Origin of the sequence: Longibacter sp. (assembly GCF_051155795.1) — a bacterium.
Taxonomy (GTDB): Bacteria; Bacteroidota; Rhodothermia; order Rhodothermales; family Salinibacteraceae; genus Longibacter.
In genome coordinates this window covers 1-5,462 of the sequence record NZ_DAXETW010000111.1, presented here as the reverse complement: position 1 = coordinate 5,462, position 5,462 = coordinate 1, and the positions used below count along the sequence as shown (strand labels likewise).

At 63.8% G+C, this 5,462-nt stretch carries 6 protein-coding genes; 2 read left to right on the top strand and 4 right to left on the bottom strand.

The features are described from left to right. Positions 1 to 1,131, top strand: a 1,131-nt coding sequence (locus ACFCU0_RS11710) for a mechanosensitive ion channel family protein (protein WP_434973858.1), incomplete at its 5' end; no start/stop codon positions are given. Positions 1,132 to 1,269: 138 nt separating this feature from the next. On the opposite strand, the gene ACFCU0_RS11705 is transcribed toward ACFCU0_RS11710, so the two are convergent. The 4 genes from ACFCU0_RS11705 to ACFCU0_RS11690 form a co-directional block, all read right to left on the bottom strand. Then, positions 1,270 to 1,584 (bottom strand): hypothetical protein, encoded by a 315-nt coding sequence (locus tag ACFCU0_RS11705; RefSeq protein ID WP_434973857.1) that lies wholly within the window; start codon positions 1,582 to 1,584, stop codon positions 1,270 to 1,272. Positions 1,585 to 2,178: 594 nt separating this feature from the next. Then, positions 2,179 to 2,799: a M23 family metallopeptidase gene (locus ACFCU0_RS11700; RefSeq protein ID WP_434973856.1), complete on the bottom strand. Its 621-nt coding sequence runs from the start codon at positions 2,797 to 2,799 to the stop codon at positions 2,179 to 2,181. 167 nt (positions 2,800 to 2,966) lie between these two features. Continuing rightward, positions 2,967 to 4,412, bottom strand: a complete 1,446-nt coding sequence (locus tag ACFCU0_RS11695) for an RtcB family protein (protein ID WP_434973855.1) — start codon at positions 4,410 to 4,412, stop codon at positions 2,967 to 2,969. A gap of 114 nt (positions 4,413 to 4,526) precedes the next feature. Beyond that, a complete protein-coding gene (locus tag ACFCU0_RS11690; RefSeq protein WP_434973854.1) occupies positions 4,527 to 4,955 on the bottom strand; it encodes an archease in 429 nt (142 codons plus the stop codon). A gap of 223 nt (positions 4,956 to 5,178) precedes the next feature. Here ACFCU0_RS11690 and ACFCU0_RS11685 point away from each other — a divergent pair. Beyond that, positions 5,179 to 5,462: HIT domain-containing protein (locus ACFCU0_RS11685; RefSeq protein ID WP_434973853.1), on the top strand; the 284-nt coding region annotated here is incomplete at its 3' end.

Here is a 5,462-nt window from a genome sequence, read left to right as displayed (position 1 = left end):
ACCGACCTGTTTTCCGGCGAACCGGCTTCCGCGGAGTTTGCCCCGCTTGAAGTGGCCGGTATTCTCCTCCTTGCGGCCGCGGTCGGCTTCGCGGTCCACAGCGTACTGCATCGCATCGTGCGGCTTGCCACCCGTCGGATGAACGTGGAAATGCCGATCCGGGGTGCCCTTCTACGACGGATCCGTGGACCGCTGCGGCTGCTGATGCCGATCATTGCACTGTTCACCGTGCTGCCGGCCATCAGTGCAAGCCTCGGGGAGGCGCACGTCTGGGTTGAAGCCGTCCTCCAGGTCCTGTTCGTTGCCTCGGTCACATGGCTCGTCGTGGCCCTGCTGCTCGCAGGCGAGGAGGCGATCGCCGAGCGCTACGCGACGGATGGGCCGGATAACCTGAAGGCGAGGAAGATCGTCACGCAAACGCGCATCCTCCGACGGATCGTGTCCACGGCGGTCGTGGTCATTGCCGGCGCGATCATCCTCCTGCAGTACGAACCATTCCGGGAGCTCGGGGCAGGGATCCTGGCGTCGGCCGGCGTCTTCGGGATCATCTTCGGGATCGCCGCGCAGCGAACGCTGGGCAACGTGGTGGCCGGGATCCAGATCGCGTTTACGCAGCCGATTCGCGTTGACGACGTGGTGATCGTGGAGAACGAATTCGGGTGGGTCGAGGAAATCACGCTGACGTACGTGGTCGTCCGCGTGTGGGACAAGCGGCGGATCGTGATGCCGATCACGCACTTCGTCGAACAGCCGTTTCAGAACTGGACGCGGACCTCGTCCGATCTGCTCGGGACCGTCTTCCTCTACGTGGATCACACGACGCCCATTGACGCGGTACGCGAGAAGCTGCAGAAGATCGTCGAGGCGTCCGAATACTGGGACGGGGAAGTCTGCAAGCTGCACGTCACGAACACGACGGAGCGAACGGTGGAGCTCCGGTGTACCGCCAGCGCGAAGAGTGCCCCGGATCTATGGGAGTTGCGGTGCGGTGTACGCGAGCAGATGGTTGCCTTTCTCCAGAACGAGTATCCGGATTCGCTGCCGGCGGTGCGAACGCGTATCCAGGACGGGCCGAACGGCGTGGTGGCGGCGCTCTCGGACGAAAGCGACGGCAACGGCAGCAGTGCGTAAGACCGGGGAAATCCGAGCACCCGGCGTTGGTGAACACAGAACACCCCGACCGGCTCACAAAGGAGCCGCCGGGGTGTCTCTACGTGTTGCGATCTGTGGCCGGCCTGGCCACCGGTCGAAGGGGGCGAAGCGCTTGGGCTACGCCACTTCTCGGTTTTCCGGCTTCGAGGCGTCCTCAGGCCAGAGACGTCCCACCTGCTCTGCGTCTTCCGACACAAACGCGGGGGTTGCATCCGGCTGGGACTCGCGCGTCTCCTCGACGGGCGACGGCTCGGTGCCGGCGCGACTCGACAGCATGATGAGGAGGGGCGCAAGCACGAGCGTGGTCACAAGGGACCACATCAGGCTTTGCGTCCAGAACTCCGCACGAACGGTGTCAATCATGGCGCCCCCGAAGCTCGTGAGCACCCAGACACCGATGGCGGCCAGGGCAAACGTGAGTAATCTTTTCATGGCGTGTGTCAGGCGAATCGTTGAGCGGCGGCGACCCGAAGGCCGTACGACGCGGTGGATTCGCTACCTTTGTTTGTCGTGGATCCAGGGGGCGTAAGGAATCTGCTCGGCGGCACGTCTGCTGCACGCAACGACGAGACCGACGCCATCGCGATGCAGCGGCGTGTAACGAACAGACTCTCATTACGTAATACGCGGGTTCAAAGCGAAACCCGACGGGGTAAACATGAAGCTCCAACTATACCTTACACAAATCTTTACCACTGTTTTCCGGACGTGTGTCTTGTACGGGGGTTGCTAACGTTACATCCGCGTGATTCCCCGATCCGGATCCGAGAGATCGGTCTGGTATCTCCAAAAGGTCCCTTCTTCTGTAAGCAAATGGATGAGGCTTCATATAATCCTGAGGATGATGGATACACGTGGGGCCCATATGACTCGGTGCGAGCCGCGCTTCTGGCGTACGTGAGGTATGGGGCGAGGGCGAATGGGAGAAGGGGGCTGGGAGGTGCCGGATGGGTATGCGTGCGCTGCTGAGTGCATAACCTTTAGCTCGTATCGACCCACTTGGCAATTCGACCTTCGCCCGTCGAATTACCCTCCCTGCAGGAGCGGATACGGGTTCACGGGGTGCCGGGCCCACGGGCGTTCCAGGTCGTCCACGGCCCAGATCGCGAAGTGGAGATGCGACGCCTCCGCATTGCCCGTGGCGCCGACGATGCCAAGCCGGTCGCCGGCGTCCACCATTGCGCCTGCCGCGGCCTCGTCCGCGTAGCCGGAAAGGTGCGCGTAATAGTACACGAACGACGTGTCGGGTGACACCACGTACAGGCTTTTCCCGCCGAGACCGCCCGTCCGTCGCCGCATGACCGTTCCTTCGGCGGCCGCTACGACCGGCGTCCCGGACGGAGCCATGATATCGATCGCGTGATGCGTCCGTCCGCCGGAGCGCGGGTCCTCGAATGTATCGACGAGGTCCGATGCCGGCACGCCGGCCACCGGGAGAACGAGCGGAACCGACGGCCTCCGTCCGGACGGCGTGGACCGCGACGTTTCAGCGGTTTCGCCGTTGCCGAAGATCGGGGCAGACGACCACGGCGACACCACGCTCAGGTCCACGCTCGCAATCCACACGATGACGGCGAGCGCTATGACCGGGACCATCCCCTCCCGCGCCAGCCACCTCCAGGACGTGTCGGCAGAATCGGTGCACATACGGGGCTCGTTCTGAAAAACTCATCGCCGACGGCCCGCACGCGGGGAGACCCTCGATGCGAGGCTGCCAACGATCACGAATTGGACTGGAAAGACGCGCCCTGCGGCCGCAAAGTTACGCCCTTCGTCCAGGCATTCTCTGCTTCAGCACCGCAGATCCGTCGCGTCTACCCCTTGATCACACCCAGCGGCCGGAGCTGTGCGACGGCCTGAGAGATGCCCGCACCTTCGACGGCTTCCACGACGCCCGCGACATCCTTGTAGGCTTCCGGGATTTCCTCACGGACCGTCCGGTCGCTTTCTCCCCGAACGATAATACCTTCATTCGCAAGTTCGGCCGTGACGTTCCGGTGTCCGGCTGTCTTGCGTGCCTGCCGACGGCTCATCTTCCGTCCCGCGCCGTGGCACGTGCTTCCGAACGTCTCCTCCATCGCACGCTCCGTCCCGACGAGGACGTAGGAGTAGCGGCCCATGTCGCCGGGGATCAGAACGGGCTGCCCGACCTTCTGGTAGCGGCCGGGGACGAGCGGGTGTCCGGCCGGAAGCGCTCGCGTCGCGCCCTTGCGGTGGACGCACACCTCGCGCTTCGAGCCGTTCACTGTGTGCTCTTCAAATTTGGCGATGTTGTGTGCGACCTCGTAGACCGTAAAGAGCCCGTGCTCGCGCGGGGACAGGTCGAGCGCATTCTCGAAGGCCCGTCGCGTGTTGTGCGCCATCACCTGCCGGTTGGCAAATGCGTAATTGATGGCGGCGCGCATTCCGCCGATGTACTTCCGGCCTTCCGGTGAGTCGATCGGGGTGCAGGCGAGCTGCCGGTCCGGGAGCTGAATGTTGTATTTCTTCATGGCCTTGTCCATGTCGGACAGGGCGTCGTCGCACACCTGATACCCGAATCCACGAGAGCCGGAGTGGATGATAACGGTTACGGTGCCTTTGTCGAGTCCCATCACCCGCGCGGCGTGCTCGTCCAGGATCTTCGACACGTAGCCGACCTCGAGGAAGTGGTTGCCGGACCCGAGCGTACCGATCTGGTCGAGGCCGCGCTCCCGGGCGCGTGCGGACACGGCGTCCGGGTCCGCCCCGTCGACCCGGCCGTTTTCTTCGATGACGTCGAGATCGGCGGCGGAGCCGTAGCCGCTGTTCACCGCCCATTCGGCGCCGCGCTGGAGCACGCGTCGAAGTTCTCCCTTGCCCACCTGCATTGCTCCCGACGAGCCCACCCCCGTCGGCACGAGGCGGAAGAGGTGGTCGACCAGCCGCTCGCGGCGGTTCCGGTCCAGGTCGTCGACCGTCAGCTTCGAGGCCATGAGCCGCACGCCGCAGTTAATGTCGTAGCCGACGCCTCCGGGCGAGATCACGCCGTCGTCCGGGTCGAAGGCGGCCACGCCGCCGATCGGAAACCCGTACCCCCAGTGAATGTCCGGCATGGCAAGGGACGCCTTCACAATGCCGGGAAGGTGGGCAACGTTCTTCGCCTGCTGCGGGGCGTCGTCGGAAAGGATGGCCGGCAGCATGTCCTCCGAGGCGTACAGGATGGCCGGCACGCGCATCCCATCCTTCTTCGGCAGCTTCCACCGATAGTCGTCGATTTTCTCAATCTCGTAGTCGGGCATGACGGTCCGAATCGGTGATGAGGGAGAACAGAGCGTGAGGCCCGGCGCGCTGGCCGTAGGTGGCGGCCTACGAAGCGGCAAGCCCGGCAGATGTGGAAAACAACCGGCGCGCGGTCAGAGGTCGTAAATTACCTGCACCTCCCACGTTCCGTCGGTTTCCTGGATCTGCATATCGTGGAAGGTGACGGCCTTAATTTCGGTGTAGATCGGGTGCCGTTCCCGGTCGATGTCCTCGCCATGACAGGTGGCTTCAAGCCGAAGGCCGTCCTGCGTTTCGGAGACGGTGACATCGAAGCGGCGAAAAAGGACGTGGCGTGTTGTGTGCAGAAAGTTGAGCTCCGAGAGCCAGCGAACCATGAGCGCCTCGGCGTCTCCGGCCTCCACGACGACGGTTTCCTGCGTCGTCTCGCGAACGGTCTCGATGTGGGTCAGTAGCCGAAACGTTCCCACCGCGGCCCGGGCGTAAAGGGTGTCGCGATCCGGCGCCGTCACCACAATACCTACATCGGCCGTGTGATCGATCTCGCGGAGCCAGTTGGGCATGAGGTGCGGGGCTCGTCAAGGGGAGAACGGGGGGCAGATCGCTGGGCCCCGTGCAAGCGGGGGAGCATGTTCACGCACGATCGAACCGGCAGATCCGGGCCGCGGGCAGCAACGTTGGAGTTCAAGTCGGTAGGGGAGGGGACGTCTTGCTCTTTCGCGTGAGTGGCTCCTATATTGCCGCCGCAACCCTGTTCTCCGACCTGTCCCTGGATCCTTCGACCCCATGTCGGAAAAGACGCTGTTTCAAAAAATCATCGATCACGAGGTCAACGCGGACATCGTCCACGAGGACGATCACTGCGTCGCGTTTCGTGACATCGAGCCGCAGGCTCCGACGCACATCCTGATCGTGCCCCGGAAGCCGATCCCCAGCCTCGACGATCTGAAGGAGGAAGACCGTGATCTGATCGGGCACCTGTTCATCGTTGCTCGGGACATTGCCCGAGAGGAGGGCCTGCGCGACGGCTACCGCACGGTCATCAACTGTGGCGATGACGGCGGCCAGTC

Coding starts and splice junctions, on each gene's coding strand:
- ACFCU0_RS11705 (WP_434973857.1), bottom strand. CDS start 1,584: ATGAAAAGATTACTCACGTTTGCCCTGGCCGCCATCGGTGTCTGGGTG.
- ACFCU0_RS11700 (WP_434973856.1), bottom strand. CDS start 2,799: ATGTGCACCGATTCTGCCGACACGTCCTGGAGGTGGCTGGCGCGGGAG.
- ACFCU0_RS11695 (WP_434973855.1), bottom strand. CDS start 4,412: ATGCCCGACTACGAGATTGAGAAAATCGACGACTATCGGTGGAAGCTG.
- ACFCU0_RS11690 (WP_434973854.1), bottom strand. CDS start 4,955: ATGCCCAACTGGCTCCGCGAGATCGATCACACGGCCGATGTAGGTATT.